A 24,594-nucleotide genomic window follows, 5' to 3' on the forward strand; every position below is an offset into this window, starting at 1 on the left:
CTCATCGCGATCTCCTCATGTCCGATCGATTTGACGTTGCGACTCGCAAGGGCCTCTTCACGTTCCGCCGCGCGCCGAGCGGTTGGGAGATCGCCAACGTCGCGTTCCTCGGCAAGAACCTCTCGATGTCGCTCGTTGATCCCCGGGACGGCGTCGCCTACGCCTCGGTGGACGAAGGACACTTCGGCTGCCACCTGCACCGCAGCCGCGACGGCGGCGTGACCTGGGAAGAGATCGCGGCGCCGACGTACCCCGCCGGCGAAACGGTCCCCAATCGCATGCCCGACACGGGCGAAGCCATCGAGGGCGCGCAGCGCAAGCCCGCGTCGCTGTCCGAAATCTGGTCGCTCGAACCCGCCGGCGCTGACGAGCCCGGCTCGCTCTGGTGCGGCACGATCCCCGGCGGCCTCTTCCGTTCGGACGACTATGGCGATTCGTGGCGCTTGGTCGAGTCGCTGTGGAATATGCCGCAACGCGACAACTGGTTCGGCGGCGGCAAGGACGACGCCGGGCTGCACTCGATCGTCGTCGATCCCCGCGACAAGAACCGCTTGGCGGTCGCCCTCTCCTGCGGCGGCGTCTGGACCACCACCGACGGCGGCGCCACTTGGACCAACGACAACCAGGGCCTCCGCGCCGAGTACATGCCGCCCGAGATGGCGTACGACCCGGTCTCGCAAGACCCGCACCGCATGGTCGGCTGCCGCGCCAACCCCGACCGTCTCTGGATCCAACACCACAACGGCGTCTTCCGCAGCAACGACCGCGGCGCCAACTGGGACGAAATGACAAACGTCGATCCGTCGGTCTTCGGCTTTGCCGTCGCCGTCCACCCGCACGACCCCGACACGGCGTGGTTCGTCCCCGCCGTGAAGGACGAGTTCCGCTACCCGGTCAACGCTGCGCTAGCCGTATCAAAAACCTCCGACGGCGGCGCCACCTTCACCGCGAAACGCGACGGCCTCCCGCAAACGCACGCCTACGACATCGTCTTCCGCCACGCCCTCGACGTGGACGACGCCGGCGAACGCCTAGCGATGGGCTCCTCCACCGGCGGCCTCTGGATCAGCGAAGACGGCGGCGAGAGCTGGACGCTGTTGTCGGCGCACTTGCCGCCGATCTATTCTGTCCGGTTCGCGTAGCTCGCTTGGTTTGCCTGAATCGAAGGGCGACGGCGAGCCGCGTCCTCCGGACCCCGCTACGATGAACGCCTGGTCCACCGCTGTCGCCGCTTGGCTCGACTGCCGCACTCGCTGGCGGGCCTTGCTGGGCGTTGGGGTTGTTTGGTGGTTCGCCTCGACGCTGCTGCTCGCGCCGCTCTACGCCGCGACGCTGCGGCTGGCGATGCTGGGCTCTGGCCAATCGGTCCTCGCCGACCAGGACCTGCTCTACTTCGTCACCTCGCCGATCGGTGTGGCGGGCCTCGTGGTGGTGAGCGTCATCGCTACTGCGATCGTGGCGCTCGAGTTCGGCGCGCTGCTCACCATCTTGTCACAACCGCCGCAGTCGCCGAATCTCCTCGCCGCGTTGCAACTGCTTCTTTCGCACTCGGCACGGCTGCTCGGCGTCGCGGCGAAGATCGTCTTGCAAACAATCCTCTGGCTCGCCCCGGCCGTCGCCATCACGGCGGCGACCTACGCCCTGCTGCTGACCAAGTACGACATCAACTACTACCTGTCGCAGCGTCCACCCGCCTTCTGGGCGGCGGCGGTCGTCGTTGTCGGCCTCACGGCGTACATTGCGGTCGTGGCCGTTAAGCTGGCGTCGGACTGGTTCTTGGTCTTGCCAATCACGCTCTTCGAAGACGAAGCCTACTGGCGCGTCGGAAGCCTCAGCCGGCGCCGCACGGCGCCCCACCGCTGGGAAGTCCGCGCGTGGATCGCCGGCTGGGCGGTGGGCTCGTTCTTGCTGTCGATGACGACGACGCTAGTGATCGGGGCCGCCGCGTGGCGGATCGCGCCGCACTGGCCGCAGTCGCTTACCACTGTCTCTATCGGCGTCGGCCTGGGCCTGACGCTTGCCGTGACAGCCGGGGCGGTTGCCCACCTCGTCGAGATCGTTGCGCTGGCGGCGATCGTGCGGCGGCTTCACCTGCGACTGGGGGGCGTCATCCCCGAGACGCTCACTCGTGACGGCGGCCTCGGTAACGGGGCGTCGTTCGTCACTCGCAAGCGACTGGCGGTCGGCATGCCTGTCGCGCTACTCGGCGCCGTGACGCTGGGCTTCGTCACGCTCAGCAGCGTGCCGGTCGAAGATCGCGTGCTCGTCATCGCCCACCGCGGCTCGCCCTTCTCGGCGCCCGACAACACCCTTGCCGCGGTCCGCGCCGCGATCGCCGAGGGCGCCGACTGGATCGAGATCGACGTTCAAGAAACGGTCGACGGGGAGGTGGTCGTCTTCCACGACAGCGACTTCATGAAAGCCGCCGGCCTCAATCTCAAGATCTGGGACGCCACGGCTTCGCAGCTGGCGGACATCGACATCGGCAGCTCGTTCGGCGCCGACTTCGCCACGGAAAGAGTCCCGACGCTCCGCGCCGTGCTCGACGAGTGCCGCGGCAAGGCGGGCGTGCTCGTCGAGCTCAAGTACTTCGGCCACGACGTGCGGCTCGAGGAGCGCGTCGTCGAGATCGTCGAAGCGGCCGGCATGGTGGACCAAACGAAGTTCATGTCCCTCCATCGGAACGGCGTCGCCAAACTCAAGGCGCTACGGCCCGAGTGGCGCGTCGGGCAACTGCTCTCGGTCACGGCGGGCTCGTCACGGCGTCTCGAAGGGGACTTCTTGGCGGTGAACGCATCGTTCGCCACACGTGAGCTGATCCGAAAGACGCACCACGGCGGCCGCGAGCTTTACGTGTGGACCGTCGATGACCCAATGACGATGTCGGCGCTCATCAGTCGCGGCGTTGATGGCCTGATCACCAACGTGCCGGCCAAGGCGCGTTCGGTGCTGGCGGAGCGCGATGACATGCCTCCCGTTTCACGCCTGCTAGTGGACCTGGCGGACCGATTCCGTATTCCCCCGCCGTACCAACCCAACGCCCTCATCGACTCGCCATGAACGTTGATCCACGAAGCCAAGTGGAGGGAGTTTCGCGCAGAGACGCGGAGACGCAGAGTGAGAGACTTTTGATAAGACTCACGCAAAGGCGCCAAGTTGCGAAGGATGTGCCTCTACGCGGGTGCGATCTTGCTTCAAAAGACTTTTCCTTAGCGCCTTTGCGTGAGTCTTCCCCACCTACCCTCTGCGTCTCAGCGTCTCTGCGCGAGACTCAATGGTGAATCGAAGAACGCGATAACGCACCTTGAAGGGTAAAGCCCATCCGTCAAACGCCGCGCGGCATCCCCGTGTAGCTCCCTTCGCGGTACGCGGCGACGTAACGCGCGTAGTTGTCGGGCGACTCGAGGACGTTGCGTAGCTCATCCTCGGTTAGCGGCCTCTTCACCGCGGCGGGGACGCCCGCTACGAGCATCCCCGACGGCGCCACGAAACCCTGCCGCACCAGCGACCCCGCCGCTACAAGCGTCCGCGACTCGATCACGCAGCCGTCAAGCAAGATGGCGCCCATGCCGATGAGCGTCTCGTCCTGCACCGTGCAGGCGTGCAGCACTGCGTTGTGGCCGATCGTGACGCGGCTGCCGATGTTGAGCGGTCCCGTGTCGTGCGTCACGTGCAGCGTGACGTTGTCCTGCACGTTGGTCCGCTCACCGATGCGAATCGGACAAACATCCCCACGTACGACCGCGTTGAACCAGACGCTCGAATCGGCGCCGATCTCGACGTCGCCAATGATGCGGGCGCCGTCGGCGATAAAGACCGACTCGTGAAGCCGGGGCCAAACGCCGCGGAAAGAAAGGATCGTGGGCATGGTCGCAGTGTAGCGAGTGGCAAGGGTGGCGGCTCGAAACTTTCCTCAGTGAGACATACGACTGGAATAAACGCAACCGACTCCGCGAAAGCTTATCCTGCCGCCGGCATGCAGCTACAATCACCGCGTCCGAGGTTTGCAAAATCACCTGAGGTGATCTCACTAGCAAGAAATGATGATGCCCCAGTGTTTCCAAGGCAGACCGTACCGAACTAGGTGTCGGAATAGCAGCCTGCTGTTACTGATCTGTGTATTGTGCCACGTCGGCTGCTCTGAGCAAGCAACGCCGCCGGTCGGGCAATCGCCAGCGCAGGCGACGCCGCTTGAACCGCCACGGAAGGTGGTGGGGTCCGTCCTTTGCTTAACAACGGAGACCTACCCCGCGGATGGCGTCTTCGCCGACCGACTTCTCCGTGAGATCGTCAGGCAAGGCGTGCTGATTGCAGCGCGTGACGAGCTGAGGATGATCACCCGCGACGAAGCGCTCGGGGAACGATTCCCCGAGTTTGGGGGATCGGAGGGGGAGCCGGCCCACCAAGCCAAGCACGCCATAGGATTGAAATCGCAGTTCAATGATGACGGCGGTTGGAACGCTCGACTCTACGTAGAAGACGGCCCTCAGTACGCGCCGATTTGGGAAGCCGAAGCGGGCGGCGGTGGCGGGGACGTTCGGTCGCGCTATCCCCGACTCGTCGCCGAGGTGACGAACGCAACCGACCTCATCGCCAAGAGCTTATCTGCCGCCGGCGGCTCCGAATCGCTTGCCACAACGGAGTCGGGTTCAAGTCCTTCGGCTGAGATCGAGTCCTGGTTGGGAGAGATGAACTTCGCGTCTCAATTTGCTGCGATAAGGGCCGGTCATCAAGCGATCCGCCGTGATGGCGACTCGGTCGAGTGGCTTGGAGTGTTATCGCGGTCCTACGCTCATTTGTCGGCGCTGACCAACCACACCTGGTCGAGTCAGAGCGATGTCTTCGCCGCGCGATCGCTTCTTTACGCCGAGAGGATGTTCAAGCTCGCCGAAGGCGAGCCACTGCCGCATTGGAATCGCGCGTACGTCTACGCGATTCTTGGGCTGCATGCGCTGGCGCTGGAAGAGTTCGAGGCGGCCTCTGCCTTACCGGGCGATGGCGACGATCCACCCGAGTGGGCTTCGCTTATTGCGCCGATCGCGAAGTACGATCACGAAGCGCTCGCTCAATGCGCCGAACATCGCCCCGATCTTGCCGAGACCGCGGCGTTCGCGCAGTGGAATCTCTACTACTCCTACTTGCATGGCCGATGGGTCTATGAGAAGGGCAGCGCGGCTATGGCGGAATGCCCGGAAGCCTACGGCGTTTACGCGGCGATGGCGAATTGGAACGCCTTAGCGATTAAGCGGATTGGCTCGGGCGCCGGTGCGCAGGCGTTTGGAGAGTTGCTGCCAAGGCGGTTGGCGTCGCTCGGCTCCTTGCCCAAGCGGGTCCGGCCATTGCTGGTCAAGAAGTTGGACCTGATCGGGGGGGTATTCGGCCGGACAACGTCTTCATACCTTAGCCCGCGCCCGATGGAAATCGCCCACGCATTGCGAGAGGCCTCGCTCGAAGGTCCGGTCGAAGAGTTCTCCTGGCCGGTCCTGGCCGAACTCATCGCCCAAGAGCAGTTCACCCAAGCGGCGAATCTGCTACGGGTGTCAGGGGACGCGGTCGAACACTCCAAAGAAAGCCTAGTAGCGCAGCTCCGACCACTGGTCGAGGGGCATCGCTACGCGCCCTTCGTAGAGAGCCACACATTCTCTCCGCGCCAACAAGACGAGTCCAAGGCGACGCTCCGTAAGCTCACGATCGTTGACCCCCGCGGCGTGATGGTGAACATGCTCTCCAGCGTCTGGGACGTGCCGGTCGCAGGATTGAAATGCGGCACGGAACTGGGCGTCAACGCTGTGGCGTATCGTTCGCGCACCGTTCCCGCTCTGCTGGAAGCCGACCACGGCCTGGTGTTGCGTTGGCGCAAACATTTCTCGGACGAGGATCACCAGAGCATCCTCGCCGATATCGCCACGGTCAGCCCGTACGCGCCCCAGGCCCAGCGTCTGAAGTTCGCCGAGGCAGACAATCCCGACAGGGAGACAGTCAAGAGCTGGGAAGCAGAACTACGCGACGACCCGCTCGGTTGGATGGCGGCGGCTTGGCAGTACAAGCGTCTGGGGGACGACGAGAACGCGATCCGTTGCTATCGGCGTTCGATCGACATCAGCCCCTGCATGGACTCGGTCCGCGCGTTGTCCGAAATCTACTATCGGAAAGGAGACAAAGACCGGTGGGAGCAGACCCTCAAGAGTTACTTGAAGCTCGAAGACTTGGGCCTCGCACACGCCCAGATTCACCGGGAGATCGCTAACGAGCACCTATCGCTTCGTGCGTGGAAGCAAGCGGAGCCTCACGCTTTGGAAGCAGCCCAGACCTACTCATCCTGGGGGCTCTTGCTAGCCTCGCGCGTCTACGAAGGGATGCAGGACCAGAAGTCCTCCGAGCACTTCGCCGCAGAAGCGTCGCGGAGCTATCCGTCTGGCTACACAGGCACCGAGTGGTATTTCTGGACGCAACGCAACGGCAAAGGCGACCGAGAAGGCGCCCGCGCTATCGCGGCAAAGAGCATCGCCGTCGCTGAACAGCACAGATACTATGACTCACAGCTCCGTGTAGCCATCTACCGCTGGCTGGAGGGCGATCTCGTCGCCGCCTTGTCCCAAGTCGAGGGACCGCTCCAGTCGTTGCCCGATTCCAACGATCCATGGACCCGCGCCTACAATCTGTTCCTTGCGGCATCGATCGCCGCCGAACTCAAAGATGCTGACGCGGTCCAAAGATCGATCGTTAAGGTGCGATCCCTGGTCGAAGCCAAGGAGATTCAGGATTACCCCAACTGGATTGTTGTGTTGGATGTCATGTCCGACGCCTTCTCGGGCAAACAGCCCGCCGATGAGTTCTATGCAATCTTCGAGAAGGCCGTCGCTGAGTCGACCGATGGCTACCGTTGCGACTACTACTACTTCCTGGGAGCGGCTCTGGAACACACCGGACAAACAGAGTTGTCGAATAAGTACTATGGTCTGGCGGCGTTCCAGTCCCCTTTTGACCGCTACTCGGCGACTCTAGCAGGGCGTCGTTTGGTTTCGCGGCGCGGAACCGACCGGGGCGGACTGCCAGTGGCGTACGCCGCAATGGAGAAGGTGGCCGAGGCAAAGCAGCAAACCGCTTCGGAGGAAGACGTCCAGGAAGCAGGGGCCGAAACTGAGGCGTCGAGCGCGGACGGTGGCCGTTCCGAGAAGTCTATGTCCGAGGGGTGACACGCGACGGCGCCGGATAGGAACGACGAGCCCTCTCTGGCGATGAGGCCAGACCAAGCGATGATTCTCGGAATGCGATGAAGCTTCCCTAGTCGGCCGCGAGAGACGAGTAATAGAGAGCCACATCGCGGTACATTGCTTCAGGCAGGCCAGCGGCGATGGGGTCCATCAGACGCGCGTTTGTGCCGCCACGGTGGCCGGTGTGGAAAAGGCGGAGTTGCCGCTCGAGATACCAAGCCGGCTGGCCCGCCAGCCGTGGATATTCATCCGCAATCGGTAGTTCACCCGGTCCGTGGCAGTCGATACACGACGGCACATTGGCGTCGGGTAGGCCGTGCTCGGCAATCTGACGCCCGCGAGCGATCGCGTCCCTATCCTCTTGAAACCCTGACAGGGCCGTGGCGTCGGTGCTCGACGCCGACATCTCGCCGAAGTGGTTCGCGAAGGCGCGGCGTTCCTCGTCCGTGAGCACCGCCGCGACGGTTTGCATGACACCGCTATGGCGCTCGCCGGCGGTGTAGGCCTCCAACGATTCGAGCAAGTACTGGGCGGGCTGGCCCACCAAGCGCGGAAACGCCCCACCGGGACCGCCACGTCCGTCGGCGCCGTGGCAACGCGTACAAGTTGCGAGCGGCGCCGTGGCGACTCCATCGGCAGTGGGAAGCGGCGTCAGTCCATTCTCTTGTGAAATCAGGCGGGCGTACTCATCGCGGTCGATCTGCGGCAATCGGACAAGAAACGCGACGACATCCCACACCTCGTCGGGCCGCTGCTGAGTGGGCCAAGCAGGCATACCCGCGAAGAGGATGCCGTGCTGGACCACGTAATAGAGTTCGCGGGCTTTGCGACGCTCGACGAGCGGCGAAAGCAAGGGTGGCGTCGGCGTCATCGCCAGAGCGACGGGCGATCGCGCGCGCAAGGGGCTGCCGTGGCAGTTGGCGCACGCGGTCTCGTAGTGGCCCGCGCCCCGCCGCACACGCCCCGGGTCATCGAGTTCGGGGGCCTCGATTCCCAGGCTGTGCGTGGCGACCGAGCGATTTTTCGAGAACGCCAAGAACCACTTCGTAATTGCCCAATGGCCCGAGCTCGCCCGGATCGGAGCGACCCCGGTCACCACGACGATCGAACCGAGCATCGCCAGCAATCCGAGGAAGACGGCGAGCGTCGTCGCGCGTTGCTTGAGACGAAGTTTCATGGCGCCGCCTCAGCTACGTCGTGTCGGCTCCGAAGCAATTCCCACGTTAACCACAAGCCGCCGCTCAGGTAGGCGACTCCGCCGACGACGATCATGACAACGCCACCCAGCTGCTGATCGGCGAGAGCCGACATCGTCTCATGGCCCGTGTTATGCGAGTAAAGCGGTCGGGGCGCTAGCGCGAGCAGGGCGCCGAGCAGCGTCATGTGCATGGACGTGAGCAGAAGACCAATCACCCCCGCGGCGCGGCGCCCATGGTCGCGGCGGGGGTCTCCGCCAAAGGCGGAAAGCCACACCCACAGGCCGGCGAGCAGGAATGAACCTTGCTCGGCAATCAATCCCCAAGTGCTTTCCCGGGCGAGGTGATGCGGCGCCGGGGCGTGCCACGCCCAGACCAGCACGAGTTCGCCCACCGAGGCGGGGATCGGCGCAAACAACGCGGGCGCTCGCTGGGTCGGGTCGAAGCGGCTTCCCGCCGCTGCAAAAGCCAGCAGGGGCGCCGCGACGGCAACCACGAGCATGTGCATCAGCATGTGTCCGAAGAACGCGTAGTGGGCGAGTTCGCGAAACGGCCCCAACCAAGCAACGGCGAGTGCTGCGATTCCGGCGATGAGCAGTCCCATTCGCATCAGTGACAAGTCTCCACGAAAAGAGCGACCGCCGCGACGAACAGAGTCGCGACGAGGCTAAGGCCCGCCAGAAGGGTGGTCGCGTATCCAAGGAAGCGGTGACGGTCCTCTGCACTGTCGGTGTCGTAGCCGTAGCCTTCGGGGGCTCCGCGGATGCGGCGGTATCCGAACCACCCGTTCACCACGATAAGAGCGACGGCCAGGAGGGTGTAGACGGCAAAGGCAACACGCACGGGCGCTAGCGAAAGTGAGTCGCCGGCAAACTTCTCACACCAAACCGCAGCCGTGATGTAACAGGCCATGAAATGCGCGGCCCAGACCGCCGGCGAGACAAAGATCGCCAGCAGCGATTCGTCGCTTTCATTAGCGGTCGGTACGGCGTTGGGAGGGGGCGCGTCCATCATTTGGAAAGCAAGGGGAAGCCGGCGATAACGCCGACCGTCAGCGCCACGGTTAGCGCGAGGAAGTGCCAGTACAGCGTTACATTGGTAATGTCGGCGTCGTGTCGCGCGGTCATAAGGCCGGCGCTGCGGCGGGCTAGGCAATAGAGTTGCATCAACACGCCCACCAACGCGTGCAGGACCGTCCAGCCGACTAGTAGCCAAACGATCGCGTCGTAGGAGTGTCTGGTGGGATCGAGACCGGTGACCCAGGGCGCCGCGTAGAGCGCCGCGGCGCCCCCCACGGTCAGCAGGGCGGCGGTCCCCAGCGTGAAGTAGAAGACGCCGCTTCGATCGGCCCGGTTAAGGCGCCATGCGGCGATCGTCATCCCGTAGGCCAGCAACATCAGCAGCCCCCCAGCCACGGGCCACATGACGCCGGGACCCGCCGACGTTTCGGGCGGGAAGTCGTCGTGGATTGTCCAGTAGAAGAAGTAGCCGAACACGAGCGAGATGAACGCCGTCGCGTCGCCGAGCATGGTGATGAACATGGCCCACCAACCCACGGACGAGGGCCCCGAAATATAAATCGGGAGCTCTAGGCCAAGGCCGACGTTCTTCGTTTCCTTTTCCGGTGCTCGCGCTGTGCCGGTCCACAGCCAGATGAGGATCGTCGCCACCGCGCCAGCGCCGCTCAGCAACGAGGGCGTCCACCAGTGGTAGGTGCCGAAGATGAAGACGCCGCCGGTGAACGCCGCGCTTATCATGGGCAAGAACGTCGGCCCCGGCACGCGTAGGCACTGTTCTGGGCGGGCGTCGATCACCGACGTGACGAGCGTCTCGCGTAGCCCTTCCTCAGCGTCGGGCAGATAGAACCGCCCGTCGTCGATGTCACGGACCAAATCCTCCTGATCCCAGAGGGGGTAGCGGCTCTTGATGATCGGGACCGAGCGGATGCCCCACGGTTTGAGGGGCATCTCAGCCAGCCACTCGAGCGTCCCGGCGTCCCACGGGTTGCGGGGGGCATAGGGCTCTTTGCCCTTCGGTCGAACGATGTCCCACAGCACCACCAGAAAGCCCAAGGCCAGCACGAAGGCGCCGACCGTTGAGATCAAGTTTAGTGTTTCGAAGCCCATTCCTGCCGGATAGGTATAGACCCGCCGGGGCATCCCCAGCAGACCGGTCCAGTGCATCGGTAGAAACGTGATGTTGAACCCAACTAGCAGCAGCCAGAACGCGATCTTTCCCAAGCGCGGTGAGAGTTGCTTCGCAGTAGCCAAGGGGTAGTAGTAGTAGGCGCCGCCAATCAGGGGGAAGATCGTCCCGCCAACCAGTACATAGTGCAGATGGCCAACGACGAAGTAAGTGTCGTGAGCCTGGAGATCGAAGGGAGCGACCGCGACCATCACCCCAGTCAGGCCGCCGAAGACAAACGTCGCGAGGCTGGCGAAGATGAAGAGCAGCGGCACTGACACAACCACCCTGCCCGCCACGAGCGTTGCGAGGAAGCAAAACAGTTGGATACCCGTGGGGATCGCCACGGCCTGTGAAGCCGCAGAGAAAACGCCCAGTGTCACCGCGGGCAGTCCCGTGGTGAACATGTGGTGCACCCACAGGCCGAAGCTCAAGAAGCCGGTGCCGACCGCGGCGAGCACCACCCAGCCGTAGCCCACGATCGGCGTGCGGGCGAACGTAGGCACAATCATCGCCATCAACGCGACGGACGGCAGGAACACGATGTAGACCTCCGGGTGGCCGAAGATCCAGAACAAGTGCTGCCACAGCATTGGATCGCCGCCCCGACTGGGGTCGAAGAAAGGCCAGTCGAAGGCGCGTTCCATCTCTAGCAGAATGTCACCGGCGATCAGCGGCGGGAACGCGAACAGAATCATTCCGGCAACCACCAGGATGTACCACCCGTACAGCGGGATCAGATTGATCCGCATCCCCGGCGGGCGGCACTTGAGCACGCCGACGATGAGCTCCACCGCCGCGGCGATCGAAGCGATCTCGATGAACGACAAACCCAATAGCCAGATATCGGCCCCGATCCCCGGCTGATAGTCGGTGGTCATCGGCGGGTACATGAACCAGCCGCCCTTGGGGGCGGCGTCGAAAAACAGCGAGCCGCAAACGAACACCCCACCGATCAAGAAGCTGTAATAGCCGTAAGCCGAAAGCCGCGGAAAGGGCAGGTCGCGCGCGCCCATCATCTGGGGCAGCAGGAGGATTGAGATCGCTTCGAAGATCGGCACGGCAAACAAGAACATCATCACCGAGCCGTGCATGGTGAAGATCTGATTGTACCGGTCCGCCGACAAGAACTCGGCGCCCGGCGTCGCGAGTTGCACCCGCATCAAGAGTGCAAGCACCCCCGCAAACAGAAAGAAGCAGCCCGAAGTGACCGTGTACCAAAGACCGACTTCGGTGTTGTTCACCGCGGACCAATAACGCCAACCGCGCGGCGTACGCCACGTTTCCAGGAGCCGTTGCTCTTGGACGTTCTTCGGTGCGCCCTCGGGGGCGTCGTTATCGGCGGGGCTGTTCACTCCAGTCCTTGCAGGTAGGCGATCAGACTTGCTAAATCGGCGTCCGATAGCGTGTGAAAGCCGGGCATCACCGCCATCGGCTTGATGCTTTGCGGATCGGTGATCCAGCGTCGGAGATTATCGGGTGAATTCTCAAGGCTTCCCGCGGCGAGGCTCCTCCGGCTGCCAAGGTGCGTGAGGTCCGGCGCGATCGAACCGTCGGCGGGCGTGCCCCGGACCGAATGGCAGGCGCCGCAGCCGCTCTTAAGGAACACCTCACTTCCGCGGCGTGCCTCCGATCCCGACGGATCGACGGCGTCTTGGGCTTGTTGTCGCAACCAAGTGTCGAACTCCGCTCGTGGCATCACGACAACATCGAAAGCCATCTTCGCATGCGACGCGCCACAGTACTCGGCACAGACTCCCCGGTAGGTCCCGACGGTCGTGGGCCAGAGCGTCAGTCGTGTCTGACGACCGGGGATCATGTCTACCTTTCCGCCTAGCGAGGGGATCCAGAACCCGTGAATCACATCCGCGCTACGCAAATCAAACTGTACCGGCTCGCCAGCCGGCAACCGCACTTCGTTGGCCAGCTCAAACGAGCCGCCATCGGGCGTGGGATAAATGATTCGCCACCACCAGCGGACGCCGACGGCTTCAACGTGCAGGCTCCCCCCAGGCGCGGGCCGCACCAGCGCCGGCAAAATCGCCAGGCCGAACATCAGCAGGATGGTTAGCAGAAGGGTCGGTACGACCACACCGCCACCGATCACCCATTGTCGTGAAGACCGCGTGTCGTGCGGGTAGGGAGCGATCCGCAGCACGTAGACGGCCAATCCAATGACGATCAGCCAGATCATTCCGGCGCCGATCGCCATCGCCCAGAATAGGGCGGCGATCTGCTCGGCGCCCTCGCCCGCCGGTGATAGAGCGGACTGGGGCCCTTGGCACCCTCCGCATACCACAACTGCCGGCAGGACCAATCGTGCGATCGAACTGCGACCCCACCTACAAGTGGCTCGTCGCAGCCGATCTGTCATCGGTCCGAGCGACTGAATGGCGGCGCGCATGATCACCCGGGCGCTCCCGATTGCCCAGCCGCTCCCGACTGGAAGTACAAGACTCCTAGGCCCGCCAGGTAGGTCAACAGCACGCACCATGAATCGACCCCCATCCGAAGGATCGATCGATCCCGCCGTTCCAGCAACCCCCACAAGTAGAGCGCGGTCATGACGATACTCAAACCGGCCATCAACAGAGCCGAGTTATCCACAGCGTTCATCACGGGGCCATCGCGGTAGGCAAGATCGGCCGGAAACAGCAAAGCAATCTCCAGCGTGTTGGTGCCCAAGATGTTGGCGATCGCCATCGAGTAGGCGCCGAGCCGAATGGCGCCTGCGGTCGTGCTGATCTCCGGCAACGAGGTCGCTACGGCGACCAGTGTCGCCCCGATAAATCCACTGCCGATGCCGGTTTGGGCCGAAAATGCGTCGGCCGACGTGGAGACGGAGGCGCCGCCGATCAGGACGAGGACGCAATTGAAGGCGAACAACGCCATCAACCACGCCAAAGAGGCGTCGGTACTTTCTTTCTGATCGTCTCCTGGAGCGTCAGCTTGCAAGACTTTCTCTGGCAACCGGGCGGCGGTCCATGTCTCAAGCGATGCGAAGTTCTCGATGTAGTACAGCGACATGCCGTAGATCACGACCAGCAATAAGGGCCAAAAGCCGATGTGTGCAAGAATCGCCACATCTCCCGCTGAGACGGCGATGATTGCTAATGCGACCTGCAGCACCAGCAACACGCCAGCGAGCAGCAAGACCGGGTCGGGAGAGAAGAAAGTTAGCGGGCCGTCGCGGACGCTCCAGAAGTCGATCAAAGCCAGTACCGCCAGTTGCATGGCGACGCCACCAAACAGATTGTTCACCGCCAGCGGCGCGTTCCCCAGGGCGCCGGCGGTCACCGTCGTGGCGATCTCGGGCAACGATGTCGCCACCCCCAAAAGCATCGCGCCGGCCAGCACCCGGCTCATACCCGTGCGCAAGGCAATCGATTCCGCAAGACGGGCGAGCTGCAATCCCGCCACCCAGACCACGGATCCCCCGATTGCCAGGATCGCGAGATTTCCCCAAACAGGAAGCGATTTGAAATCCAAATCAAGCATAGAGGCCTGCACCCAGGGCTGGCGTGAACGACTCTACGGGGTGGTGCCGGGAGATCGACCCCACCTGATCGTCACCCGAACACGACTCGGCGGGGGCACAATCTGCGCCACCTGAAATCGCCACCGTTCCACGCAGGTAGTAACTCCCCAGAGGTGCGGGCCCATACATGCCCAGCCAACTCCAGCGGTCGGGTCGTTACACCAGCGCCACCACAGCAGTTGGCTCCCTATCACCCCACTGTGTTGCTTGGTAGCCAAGGTGATCGCGTTCGCGCCAGCCTCGTGGGCGGAAGCTTTTCACACCTTGCATTCAGAGAGCGGCACAGCGTTCGCTGCTCACGATCTACACCAAGTTGCATCGTCTCACGCCGTCGTCACGCGCGTAAGGGATTGATAGCTCCCGTCTTAAGAGCCGACTTCAACAATCTGGGTCGGTACGAGCGACTCGCGGCGTGTTGACGCCCTGCAAGCTTCGTCATCTGTAGCCTGCAAGTCTGAAGGAGGTAAGCCATGACTCAGGATGAACGACAGCAGCTTGAAGAAGTATGCCGGTTGATGCGGGTCTGGATACTCGAGTCCTCGCACGCGGCAGGCTCAGGGCACCCGACCTCATCGTTATCGGCGTTGGAACTGATGGCCGGGCTATTCTTCACGGGCCAACTACACTACGACGCCTCCGATCCCGGTTACGTGAACAACGACCGTGTGATCTTCTCGAAAGGGCACGCCTCCCCGCTCCTCTACGCCCTGTGGGCCGCCGCCGGCGAGATCGCCGAGGATGATTTGCTCACCTACCGAGACTACGACAGTTCGCTCGAAGGGCACGCCACCAAGCGATTCGAGTTCGCCGAGGCCGCCACCGGTTCGCTCGGCCAAGGATTGTCGATCGGGGTCGGCATGGCCCTGTCGGCAAAGCAGATCGACCGGGTCCCTTACCGGACCTACGTCTTGCTCGGTGACAGCGAAATGACCGAGGGTTCGCAATGGGAAGCGATCCAAATCGCGGCCCACTACGAACTCGATAACCTCGTTGGCATGCTTGATGTCAACCGGCTCGGCCAGCGAGGCCCGACGCAATTTGGCCACGACCTCTCGGCCTACCAACAACGACTCGAAGCTTTTGGCTGGCATGTTGAAATTGTTGAGGACGGGCACGACCTCGACCAAGTTGAAACGGCCCTCGCTTTTGCCCAGAAGGTAAGCGGCAAGCCAATGATGATCATCGCCAAAACGATCAAAGGACACGGCGTCTCTTTTCTTGAGGATGAGGAAGGGTTCCATGGCAAAGCGCTCGACGACGACCAATTGAAGCGAGCGCTTGATGAAATCGGCGAGGTGGACCGCTCGGTGCGAGGTCGCATCGCTCCGCCGAAGCGCGTCGAACTCCCCCCTTTGAAGCCGCTTCCGGCGGGTCCGCTGGAGTACGCGGTCGGAGATTCGCACGCCACGCGCGACGGCTACGGTTCAGCCCTGAAAAGGCTAGCGCCGGTGCTGCCCCACCTAGTTGCGCTGGACGGAGAGGTGAGCAACTCCACCCGCGCCGATGTGCTCCGCGACGCGTACCCCGAGCGCTTCTTCGAGATGTTCATCGCCGAGCAGAACATGGCCGGCGTCGCGTTGGGCATGGCTCTGCGCGGCAAGACACCGTTCGTCTCGACGTTTGCGGCATTCCTCACTCGGGCGTTTGATCAGATCCGCATGAGCGTCCACTCGGGCGCCGGGATCAACTTTGTCGGCTCGCACGCCGGCGTGTCGATCGGTCAGGACGGTCCTTCACAAATGGGCCTGGAAGACTTGGCGATGTTCCGGACCCTGCCGGGCTCGACGGTGCTGTACCCCTGCGACGCCGTCTCGACCGAGCGGCTGGTCGAAGCGATGGCCCATGAGCCGGGCGCCTGTTATCTCCGGACCACCCGCGGTAAGACACCGGTGATCTACGGCAACGACGAGGAGTTTCCGATCGGCGGATGCAAAGTGCTGCGGCACTCCGACCGGGATGTCGGCGTCGTCGTTGCCGCTGGGGTCACGCTCCATGAGGCTCTTGCCGCTTACGACAAGCTCCACGAGTGGGACATCCCGATCCGTGTGATCGACTTGTACAGCGTCAAGCCGCTTGACGCAGAGACACTACATCGCGTCGCCGAGGCGACAGGCTTCGTGGTGACGGTCGAAGACCACTACCTCGCAGGCGGCCTGGGTGAAGCCGTCGCGTCAGCCCTGGCCGACCGCCCCGTCCCGGTCTTCCAGATGGCGGTCGATCAACGACCACGCAGCGGGGAGCCAGCTCGTCTCCGCAAGGCCGAGGGAATCTCTGCCGATGCAATTGTCGGCTTCGTCTCAAACGTCGCCAATTCAATGCAACCGACACTTCATTAGGCCTAGGAATCTCCTGAGGCCTAAGAGGTCGCTCTTAGCATCAGGTACCTAGACGAAAAGCGAAGGGATGTTCTCCGTGTCACACTGCGAAGTGAACTCACGCTCGTGCCCTTCCGCAGTAACCCCCCTCACTCTTCCCCACCCGTGTCGTACTATCCACTCCAGCGTCGACCTCAATCGGAGGTCTGTCACTAGAATGAAGTAACAACACTGAAGAATTCAATCTCAGCAACCTCGCCACTTGGAATTCCATTCGCGAGGCGTACTCACATGCAATTCTCGCGCCAGCCCACTAGGGCACTCGATACCGCGGAATAGAGTAGTTTGCCGTAAGTTCCTCAGAGCACTCCCTAGGAGCACGATGCAATGCCGGAAAAACGCCAACGACCAGAGAGACTCGGTGCCGTCTGCCATTAACCGAGAGCACGGGAATCGTGGAGGACGCATTCTTTGACAGCTGGGACGGGTTACTACGCACGCTTGCCGTCGGCGTGCTGGCTTACATTGCGCTCGTTGCACTCCTGCGTCTTTCGGGCAAGCGGACACTAACCAAGCTCAATGCGTTCGATCTTGTCGTGACGGTGGCCCTGGGATCAACTCTCGCAACGATGCTTCTCTCGAAAGATGTAGCGTTGACGGAAGGGGCGCTGGCATTAGCGCTGCTTATCGGGCTGCAGTACCTCGTAACCTGGACCAGCATTCGCCTGAGGTGGTTTCGGGCGCTAATCCGCTCAGAACCGACCCTGCTGTTGCATCATGGTAGAATGATGTCGCGGGCAATGCAGCGAGAACGGATCACCGAGGGAGAAGTCCTCGCTGCCCTCCGAGCAGCGGGCGTAGCTTCGGTTGATGGGGTTGAGGCGGTGATTCTGGAGACCGACGGATCGCTGAGTGTGGTGCAGGGGCCGGTCGCAAACGTAGCAACGAGCCTCCGTGACGTTCGCTCCATCGGCAACCGCTCGGCAGGTTGAACACTGAACCGCAAGCCGATGAACGCCGCTCGGCAAGGCATACTTCTCTGATCCGCTTGGGCGATCTTGATCGCAACACATCTCGCCGCAATTGCTCGAGATGCGGCCGGTACGTCAAGAGTCGTGAACAATCGGAGACTCTCTGCAAAGCGCCGAGCCAGTCAAAAAAGTCGCTATACGAAGGGAGTTCATGCTTCGTTTCTGACCAACAACGGACGTAGCGAACGGGATCAGCCCCGAGAGACCATACTCTAGGAAGCAAACGCTCTAGACGCCCCGCTATCTCGTTGGGGGCTGCTCGATCATCGAGCCGCTAATCCTTTCGAGTAGATTCGCTGAGGAGATAAGTCGATGCAGCAGACCTACGAGACCAACCTACGATGCCAGAAGTGCTTGACAACGATCGGGCCTCTGCTTGACGCCGAAGAAGGAGTGCTCAATTGGTCGGTCGATCTCGACGATCCCAAGAGGCCACTCACCGTCGACCTAGCCGATAAGGCAGACAGTGATCGCGTCGTCAAGCTGATGGGAGAGGCCGGCTATCAGGCGACCCCGGTAAGTTCACCGCCGAGTAAGCAGGGCGCCTCGACGCAGAGCACCGAGCCATCGACCGGTTTTTCCCTCTCGAACTACAAGCCTCTACTGTTGGTGGTCGCCTATGTGCTTGGTGCGACTGCAATTGCAGAGTCAATTCACGGCGAGGTCGTTTGGCCGCGGGCGATGAGTTACTTCATGGGCTTTTTCTTCCTCGGCTTCGCCTTCTTCAAGCTCTTGGATATCCCGGCGTTCGCTGATGCCTTCTCAAGCTACGACATTGTGGCGAAGCGTAATCGTGCGTACGCCTTGGCGTACCCATGGATCGAACTCGCACTTGGGATCTTATTCGTCAGCCGCACTCTGCCGATCCTCGCCAACTGCCTAACAGCGATCGTCATGGCGGTAGGGCTCGTGGGCGTCGCCGGCGCTGTCCTCCGCAAACAAACCATCCAATGCGCCTGCCTCGGAACAGTCTTCAACTTGCCGATGTCAGTCGTCACGATCGTCGAGAACAGCGTCATGTTGGCGATGGCGATCTTTATGCTCATGAGGCATCTCACGTCTTGATCGGTCGGTAGACGTTCAATCGAGCGAAGCCCGCCTGAACACCAAACTCTGACGGATAGTGTTGGCTGGTGTTCCCCGGCGGAACGGTGTCATCGAAATTTAAGGACACCATTGCGGCCCCCCGGTCGCTCTGCTGTCGGCCGGCAAGGTCGCCCCGCGCACCGCACAGGCCGCGATGCGTCACTCGACGATCGATCTGACGATGAACACTTACACCGATCCTAGGGTGCTCGACGTTGCTGGCGCCCTCGACTCGCTCCCCGCGCTTTCTCTGAATAGCGGGCCCCTCGACGGCGCGACTCAGGATCGGCAGCTGGCACGGGCTACTGGAACGGATGACCGCCGGCCAGCCGAGCGGGCCGCCGAGGTTTCGTGGCGCCAAAGGTGGCGCCAAATCCAGGTAAGCAGAGCAAACTAGAGGGGTCTGCTGACAATTCGCCCGCCGCGGACGGTCGCCGCGAAAACGAAAAACCCCGGGAAACACAGCGGTTTCACGGGGTTCATCGGAGAGGCGTCGGTGGGAGTCGAACCCACGATGTCGGATTTGCAATCCGATGCCTTAGCCACTTGGCTACGACGCCTTGGTTCTAGCGGGACACGGGTCCAGTGGACCGGGTTCGCTAGCACGTCGGAGCTGCAGTCCGACGCGGTTGTGAGAGTTGTATCGGCTTTGCCGCCCCCTCACTGAAGTCGAAACTACGAAACTGGCGGGACATGGTCAAGGTGTGACGATTGTAGTGGGCAGTCGGCAGAGGGCGGTGAGCGGGAAAACAGCGTCGGCAAAGCCGTCGACCCCTTCTGACAGCCGAATGCCCACTACCGGTTCTACCGGTCGTAACGGCCCGCTGAGGCCGTTTGGACGGGCGGCGCTGTGCGCGACGATTCTCAGGGCAGCCGAAAGGATTCGGCGTTGCTTGCCTAAACTGGGCTTGCCCAAACGGGGCTCGCTCAACCTGACGCCGGAGCCGTCGCCATGCGTATTCGTCTTGCATCGCCCAGCCGCCTCGCCTCGCTGTCACTCGCCGCCGTGGCGGCTGCCGCGTTTGCCAACACCGCGTCGGCCCAGGTGACGCTCGATCCGGGCCCGGTGGGCGCCCCGGCCGTCGAGCGGCCCGAGTACGCCGGTCGCATCGGCAAGATGACGCCAACCGAGATCATCCAGGCGAAGGCCCAGGCGAAGGCCGCCCAGCGCGCCGCCCGTATCGCCAGCCGCGAATGGTACGGCTACTCGCAGGCCCGCCCCTCGACGCCCGCCACGCCGTTCAGCGGCATGTACGGCGCTCAGTTCAACGGCTACACGCTCGGCCGTCCTGAAGCGCATCATGTGGCGCGGCCGATTCTGATTCTTCGCTAGCGCGAAGAGTGGGCAGTTGGCAGTAGTCTTGTAGGAGGCGTCTCCAGACGCCGATTACGGTCAATTAGCCGATACGGCGTGGTGCGCGTAATCGGCGTCTGGAGACGCCTCCTACAGATGTTTAGTCTCACGCCGAAGGCGTGCGAATCACCAAGAGCCGCTGCTCCGTCATATCCTCCATCGCGTAGCGGATGCCTTCGCGGCCGAGGCCGGAGTCTTTGACGCCGCCGTAGGGCATGTTATCGACGCGCCAACTCGGCACATCGCCGATGACGACGCCGCCCACCTCGAGCGTGTCCCACGCCTGCTGGATCTTGTACCAGTCGCGGGTGAAGATGCCCGCTTGCAGGCCGAACTTGCTGTCGTTGGTTTGAGCAAGCGCGTCATCGAACGAGCTGAACTTGCTGAGGATCGCGACCGGGCCGAACGCCTCTTCGGTGCAGAGGTCTTGATCGGCCGGCACGTCTTCGAGCAGCGTCGCCTCAAGCATGGCGCCGTCACGCTTGCCGCCACAGAGGACCTTGCCGCCCGCCTTTACGGCCGACTGGATCCAGCCATCGAGCCGCTTGGCTTCACCCTCGCTGATCATTGGGCCGATGAACGTGTCTTCATCCTTCGGGTCGCCGGCGATCAGTTTCTTCGTGGCGGCGACGAGCTTATCTTTCAGTGTGTCGTAGATTTTCTCGTGCGCGAGGATGCGTTGCACGCCGATGCAGCTCTGGCCCGATTGGTAGAACGCGCCGATCACGAGGCGGGCGACGGCGTCTTCAAGGTTCGCGTCCTCGTCAACGATGCAGGCCGCGTTGCCGCCGAGCTCGAGGATCACGGGCTTCTTGCCGGCGCGGGCCTTGAGGTCCCAACCGACGTCGGGCGAGCCGGTGAACGACAGCAGCTTGAGACGGTCGTCGGTCGTGAACAGGTCGGCGCCATCGCGGTGGCAAGGCAGGATGCTGAACGCGCCGGGTGGCAGGTCGGTCTCGGCAAGAATCTCGCCGATGACGATCGCCCCAATCGGCGTGCGGCTCGCCGGCTTGAGCACGAAGGGACAGCCCACCGCCAGCGCCGGCGCCACTTTGTGGGCGGCCAGATTGAGCGGGAAGTTGAACGGCGAGATGAACGAGCACGGCCCGATCGGCACGCGTTGCACAAAGCCGCGGTAGCCCTTAGCCCGCGCCGATATCTCAAGGTTCGGGATCTCGCCGTCGACGCGGACCGACTCCTCGGCCGCGATCCGAAAAGTGTCGATCAAACGGGACACTTCGCCCCGCGAATCCTTGATCGGCTTGCCAGCTTCGATGCAAAGAGCCATCGCCATCTCGTCGGCGCGCTGCTTGAAGCGCTCCACGCAGTGGTACAACACCGCCTGCCGCTCGTAAGGCCGCATGAGGCGCATCGGCTCGGTCGCCTCAACCGCCGCGGCGATGCCCCGATCGATGTCACTCGCCGACGCCATCGCCACGTGGGTAGCAACCTTACCGGTGAACTTGTCGGTCACCTCAAGGTCGGCGTTGGGCGACTCGGGCTTGTTAGCGAGGTAGAAGGGGTATTTGTCTTTTAGCATTTTGGATTCACCGCGGAGACGCGGAGGACGCGGAGTTAGTTTGATTATTTAGCGGGGGCCCCAGCATGTGCCCCATTCTACAGAAGGATACGGTCGTACTTGAAATCTAAGTGGACGGATGCAGTCCTTCTCGAATGTGAATACCAAAGCGGTAGAGCCTTTTTTATGGGTCTCAGCCACGATGCCTCGAACCCACTGCAATTCGAGACGCCCTAAAACCTCTTTACCCTTCCACCACGCAAGCTTGGCTTCCATTTCTTGAGGCCAGCATTCGAAGACAACTCTATACCCATTGACTTCGCTGCCGTACCTCTTGAACACCTGTTCTGATTCTTGAGGTTCGCACTCGAACACCCAAAGTAGCTGCCAATCTTCTGGAAATGGACTCATCATTACTCCGCGTCCTCCGCGCACTCTGCACACTCCGCGGTGAAATCTAAAAAACGCCGACTACGCGCACCATGCCGTTTCGGAATGGAGGCCGTAATCGGGGTCTGGAGACCCCTCCTACAGTCGCTTCGCTTCTTTGTTCCTTCGTTCCTTTGTGGTGAATTTTTACAAAGCCGCTGCCAGTTTCTTGATCTCTTCGTTCAACAACGGCACGTTCACCGAGTAATCGACAGGGCAGTCGATCACGTCCACGCCCGGGGTGTCGCGGCACTTCTCTAGGAGGGGTCGCAGAGCTGCGGTCGATTCGACGCGGTGACCGCGGGCGCCGTAGGCTTCGGCGAGTTTGACGAAGTCGGGGTTCGTGAAGTCGAGGCCGTAGTTGGTCATGCCGTCGGCCTGTTGCTTCCATTTGATCATGCCGTAACCCGAGTCGTTGAGGATCAGCACGACGAGGTCGAGCTTGAGGCGGACGGCCGTCTCGAGCTCTTGCTCGTTCATCAAGAACCCGCCATCACCGCAGACGGCCATCACAAAGCGCTTCGGGTGGACGATCTCGGCCGCCATCGCCGCGGGGAGGCCGGCGCCCATGCTCGCCAGCGCGTTGTCCAGCAGCAGCGTGTTGGGCTCGTGGGCGTTGAAGTTGCGCGCAAACCAGATCTTGTACATGCCGTTATCGAGAGACAGCATCCCATCGGGGGGCATGATCGCCTGCACTTCGGCGACGAGCCGCGCCGGCGTGACAGGGAAGCGGTCATCCGCCGTGTGCTGGGCTTGGTTCTTCTCTTGAGCGGCCTTAACTTCGCGGAAGCGTTTGAACTCCCAGTGCTCTTGCGGGCGGATGTCGTTACCCATCCGCCAGACACTGTGCGCGATATCGCCAACGACCTCGACGTGCGGGAAGTAGACCGGATCGACCTCGGCCGTCGTGAAGTTGACGTGGATCACCTTCACGCCGCCGGGCGTCATAAAGAACGGCGGCTTTTCGACAACGTCGTGGCCAACGTTGATGATCAGGTCGGCCGCATCGATCGCCCGGTGGACAAAGTCGCCTGACGAAAGCGCCGCGGTGCCGAGGCACAGCTCGTGCGAATCGTCGATGACGCCCTTCCCCATCTGCGTCGTAAAGAACGGGAGGCCCGTCTGGTGGACGAAGCGCCGCAGCATCTTGCTGCAAAGGCGTCGGTTCGCGCCGGCGCCGACCAGCAGCAACGGACACTTGGCCTTCTCGATCAAATCGACCGCCAACCGGATCGACTTCTCGTCCGCCGCGGGGCGGCGCACGCGGCTGGCGTGCATGACGGGTGTCTTGGTCGGCTCCTTGGCGATGTCCTCGGGCAATTCGAGATGCACGGCGCCGGGCCGCTCTTCTTCGGCGAGGCGGAAGGCTTCGCGAACCCGTGACGGGATGTTGTCGCCGGCGACGATCTGTTTGGTGAACTTCGTCAGGGGCTTCATCATGTCGACGGTGTCGATGATCTGAAAATGCCCCTGTTTGCTGGTCTTGATCGGCTTCTGGCCGGTGATCATCAGCATCGGCATCGCCCCGAGCTGGGCGTACGCCGCCGCGGTGACGAAGTTCGTGGCGCCCGGCCCGAGGGTCGAGAGGCAGACGCCGGGCTTGCCGGTGAGCCGGCCGTAGGTCGCCGCCATGAAGCCGGCGGCCTGCTCGTGGCGGGTGAGGATCAGCCGGATCGTCGATCGCGACAGCGAGTCGAGCAGGTCGAGGTTCTCTTCGCCGGGGATGCCGAAGATGTACTCGACGCCCTCCGCTTCGAGGGCACGGACGAACAGGTCGGAGGATTTCATCGCAGTTCCTTTGCAGTGGTGGACTCTAAGCGTCACGCAAAGCCGCGGAGGCGCAAAGGGGGACCGGTTGCAGAGAGAATGATCTTCTTGCGAGCCCCAAGACCGACTCGGGCGAGCCCCGCGACGTCAGTCCGGGGAGGAAAGTGGGCGCCAACACACTCCCCGGACTGACGTCGCGGGGCTCGCATGACACTTAATTTGGGGGCTCTCAGACCAACTCGAGGCGGGGTAACCTAAGTGGCCTACTGCATTCTCCCTACACCGCCCTCCCCCGCTGCTGAATGCCCCGACTCATCGCGATCGGCGACATTCACGGCTGCAGCGCCGCGCTGCGGGCAATCCTGGAGGCGATCGAGTTGGGCGATGACGACCATGTCGTGACGCTTGGCGACTATGTCGATCGCGGGCCCGATTCACGGGGCGTGATCGATCAGCTGCTGGAGCTCGACGCGTCGGGGCGGCTCACTTCGCTCCTCGGCAATCATGAAGAGATGATGCTCGGCGCGCTACGCGGGTCGTACCCGCGGACCTGGTGGTTCCAGCACGGCGGCGTCGCCACGCTCGACTCCTACGGCTTTGTCGGTGACCTGTCGGTGATCCCCCAGCAGCACCTCGACTTCATCGACCGCTGCTTGCCGTACTACGAGACCGACGACTTCATCTTCACGCACGCCAACTACGTCGCCGACGAGCCGATGGACCGCCAACCGGCCGAGGCGCTGCGTTGGCAAAGCTTGCAGGAGCATACGCCGAAGGAGCACTTCTCGGGCAAGCGTGTCATCGTCGGACACACGGCACAGAAACGCGGCGAGGTTCAAGACCTCGGCTACTTGGTGTGCCTCGACACCTACTGCCACGGCGGCGGCTGGCTCACCGCTCGTGATGTTGAGACGGGACAGACTTGGCAGGTCTCAGCAGACGGAGCTCTGCGGGTATAGTC

At 62.7% G+C, this 24,594-nt stretch carries 17 protein-coding genes and 1 tRNA gene; 8 read left to right on the forward strand and 10 right to left on the reverse strand.

Annotated elements, in window-relative coordinates; genetic code table 11:
* The first annotated feature begins 17 nt into the window (after positions 1-17).
* On the forward strand, positions 18-1,142 hold the full coding sequence (locus Spa11_RS17095; protein WP_145114467.1) for a WD40/YVTN/BNR-like repeat-containing protein: 1,125 nt from the start codon (positions 18-20) through the stop codon (positions 1,140-1,142).
* A 61-nt stretch (positions 1,143-1,203) separates the two neighbouring features.
* Complete coding sequence (locus tag Spa11_RS17100; RefSeq protein WP_145114469.1) at positions 1,204-3,060, forward strand: glycerophosphodiester phosphodiesterase family protein; 1,857 nt, start codon at positions 1,204-1,206, stop codon at positions 3,058-3,060.
* A gap of 265 nt (positions 3,061-3,325) precedes the next feature.
* Here the strand turns inward: Spa11_RS17100 and Spa11_RS17105 are convergent, their stop codons facing one another.
* The gene (locus tag Spa11_RS17105; protein ID WP_145114471.1) at positions 3,326-3,868 is read right to left on the reverse strand and encodes a gamma carbonic anhydrase family protein; all 543 of its coding nucleotides are present in this window, start codon (positions 3,866-3,868) and stop codon (positions 3,326-3,328) included.
* A gap of 253 nt (positions 3,869-4,121) precedes the next feature.
* Here Spa11_RS17105 and Spa11_RS17110 point away from each other — a divergent pair, with 253 nt between their 5' ends.
* Positions 4,122-7,196, forward strand: coding sequence for a tetratricopeptide repeat protein (locus Spa11_RS17110; RefSeq protein ID WP_145114473.1), 3,075 nt, complete (start codon positions 4,122-4,124; stop codon positions 7,194-7,196).
* Positions 7,197-7,284: 88 nt separating this feature from the next.
* Here the strand turns inward: Spa11_RS17110 and Spa11_RS17115 are convergent, their stop codons facing one another.
* The 6 genes from Spa11_RS17115 to Spa11_RS17140 form a co-directional block, all read right to left on the reverse strand.
* The gene (locus Spa11_RS17115; RefSeq protein WP_145114475.1) at positions 7,285-8,391 is read right to left on the reverse strand and encodes a c-type cytochrome; all 1,107 of its coding nucleotides are present in this window, start codon (positions 8,389-8,391) and stop codon (positions 7,285-7,287) included.
* The gene (locus tag Spa11_RS17120; protein WP_145114477.1) at positions 8,388-9,020 is read right to left on the reverse strand and encodes a cytochrome c oxidase assembly protein; all 633 of its coding nucleotides are present in this window, start codon (positions 9,018-9,020) and stop codon (positions 8,388-8,390) included. Before Spa11_RS17120 ends, Spa11_RS17115 begins: the two co-directional genes overlap by 4 nt.
* Positions 9,020-9,424: a transmembrane prediction gene (locus Spa11_RS17125; RefSeq protein WP_231933004.1), complete on the reverse strand. Its 405-nt coding sequence runs from the start codon at positions 9,422-9,424 to the stop codon at positions 9,020-9,022. Before Spa11_RS17125 ends, Spa11_RS17120 begins: the two co-directional genes overlap by 1 nt.
* The gene (gene ctaD, locus Spa11_RS17130) at positions 9,421-11,949 is read right to left on the reverse strand and encodes a cytochrome c oxidase subunit I (protein WP_145114479.1); all 2,529 of its coding nucleotides are present in this window, start codon (positions 11,947-11,949) and stop codon (positions 9,421-9,423) included. The genes Spa11_RS17125 and ctaD overlap by 4 nt, the downstream gene beginning before the upstream one ends.
* A complete protein-coding gene (gene coxB, locus Spa11_RS17135) occupies positions 11,946-12,911 on the reverse strand; it encodes a cytochrome c oxidase subunit II (RefSeq protein ID WP_231933006.1) in 966 nt (321 codons plus the stop codon). Before coxB ends, ctaD begins: the two co-directional genes overlap by 4 nt.
* A gap of 89 nt (positions 12,912-13,000) precedes the next feature.
* The gene (locus Spa11_RS17140; protein WP_145114481.1) at positions 13,001-14,092 is read right to left on the reverse strand and encodes a sodium:calcium antiporter; all 1,092 of its coding nucleotides are present in this window, start codon (positions 14,090-14,092) and stop codon (positions 13,001-13,003) included.
* Positions 14,093-14,602: 510 nt separating this feature from the next.
* On the opposite strand from Spa11_RS17140, the gene Spa11_RS17145 reads away from it, so the two are divergent.
* From Spa11_RS17145 to Spa11_RS17155, 3 genes are all read left to right on the forward strand, one after another.
* The gene (locus tag Spa11_RS17145; RefSeq protein ID WP_145114483.1) at positions 14,603-16,468 is read left to right on the forward strand and encodes a transketolase; all 1,866 of its coding nucleotides are present in this window, start codon (positions 14,603-14,605) and stop codon (positions 16,466-16,468) included.
* 434 nt (positions 16,469-16,902) lie between these two features.
* The gene (locus Spa11_RS17150) at positions 16,903-17,439 is read left to right on the forward strand and encodes a DUF421 domain-containing protein (RefSeq protein WP_145114485.1); all 537 of its coding nucleotides are present in this window, start codon (positions 16,903-16,905) and stop codon (positions 17,437-17,439) included.
* 351 nt (positions 17,440-17,790) lie between these two features.
* Positions 17,791-18,543, forward strand: coding sequence for a heavy-metal-associated domain-containing protein (locus tag Spa11_RS17155; protein WP_145114487.1), 753 nt, complete (start codon positions 17,791-17,793; stop codon positions 18,541-18,543).
* 509 nt (positions 18,544-19,052) lie between these two features.
* Here the strand turns inward: Spa11_RS17155 and Spa11_RS17160 are convergent.
* Positions 19,053-19,124: transfer RNA gene (locus tag Spa11_RS17160), tRNA-Cys, on the reverse strand.
* A 392-nt stretch (positions 19,125-19,516) separates the two neighbouring features.
* Between Spa11_RS17160 and Spa11_RS17165 the strand changes: the two genes are divergently transcribed.
* Positions 19,517-19,897, forward strand: a complete 381-nt coding sequence (locus tag Spa11_RS17165) for a hypothetical protein (RefSeq protein WP_145114489.1) — start codon at positions 19,517-19,519, stop codon at positions 19,895-19,897.
* Between the two features lie 127 nt (positions 19,898-20,024).
* On the opposite strand, the gene Spa11_RS17170 is transcribed toward Spa11_RS17165, so the two are convergent.
* Positions 20,025-21,458: an aldehyde dehydrogenase family protein gene (locus Spa11_RS17170; protein WP_145114491.1), complete on the reverse strand. Its 1,434-nt coding sequence runs from the start codon at positions 21,456-21,458 to the stop codon at positions 20,025-20,027.
* Between the two features lie 555 nt (positions 21,459-22,013).
* Positions 22,014-23,654: an acetolactate synthase large subunit gene (locus Spa11_RS17175; protein ID WP_145114493.1), complete on the reverse strand. Its 1,641-nt coding sequence runs from the start codon at positions 23,652-23,654 to the stop codon at positions 22,014-22,016.
* Positions 23,655-23,935: 281 nt separating this feature from the next.
* On the opposite strand from Spa11_RS17175, the gene Spa11_RS17180 reads away from it, so the two are divergent.
* Positions 23,936-24,592 (forward strand): metallophosphoesterase family protein, encoded by a 657-nt coding sequence (locus tag Spa11_RS17180; RefSeq protein WP_145114495.1) that lies wholly within the window; start codon positions 23,936-23,938, stop codon positions 24,590-24,592.
* Positions 24,593-24,594: the final 2 nt, after the last annotated feature.

Source organism: Botrimarina mediterranea (assembly GCF_007753265.1).
GTDB lineage: Bacteria > Planctomycetota > Planctomycetia > Pirellulales > Lacipirellulaceae > Botrimarina > Botrimarina mediterranea.